The organism is Aquabacterium sp. A08 (assembly GCF_011742065.1).
The window spans coordinates 1-593 of sequence record NZ_JAAQQT010000497.1 but is presented as its reverse complement, the minus strand read 5'-3'; the positions used below and the strand labels follow the sequence as shown (position 1 = coordinate 593).

1 protein-coding gene is annotated in these 593 nt (G+C 58.7%); it reads right to left on the bottom strand.

Annotated elements, in window-relative coordinates; all coding sequences use genetic code 11:
• Window positions 1-188: 188 nt before the first annotated feature.
• Window positions 189-593 (bottom strand): restriction endonuclease (locus HA630_RS27350; RefSeq protein ID WP_166832248.1); only part of this gene is annotated, 405 nt, incomplete at its 5' end.

Below are 593 nucleotides of genomic sequence, written 5' to 3'. Positions count from 1 at the left end.
GCGCACGGTCAGGGTGTCTGTTGCCACGTCGCTGGGTTTCTGGACGATGCTGAAAAATCCTACTGGTGTGATGAGCCACATGGGGTCCTCCTTGCGTGGTTGTTCTGGTTTCGCTGCTGTGAACGTATCGAATTCGGACACGGCGCAAACAGCATCGCACAATGTTTAGGCCTTAGCCAGACCGCGTGTCACTGAGCCGGGATCTTGGCTTTGAAGAGCTTCTTGTTGGCCGAGTGCACGTGGCTGGCCTGCTTGAACTTGTCGAAGTAGGCCTGGTCGACTGTCCAGACGTCTTTGCCCAGCGGGGTCACGCCCAAGCCCTTGGACTTGAGCAAGGCGATCAGCCCGGCAATGTCGACCAGCGTGATCTGCACTTTGCCTGAACGCCTTGCCTCATTCACCGCTTCCACCGTGAAGCTGGAGGTGGTGAAGAAGATGCCGTGCTGGAAGCCTTGGTCCAGGGCACCTCGGAATTCACGGATCGCTGCAGGCTGCACCTTGTTGTCGGTGCCATAGCGCTTGCACTGCCAGGCCACCCGAAAGGTGATGAGTTTCAGCTCGTCCACCGAGTAGGTGGCGGTGCCGTCGATCCC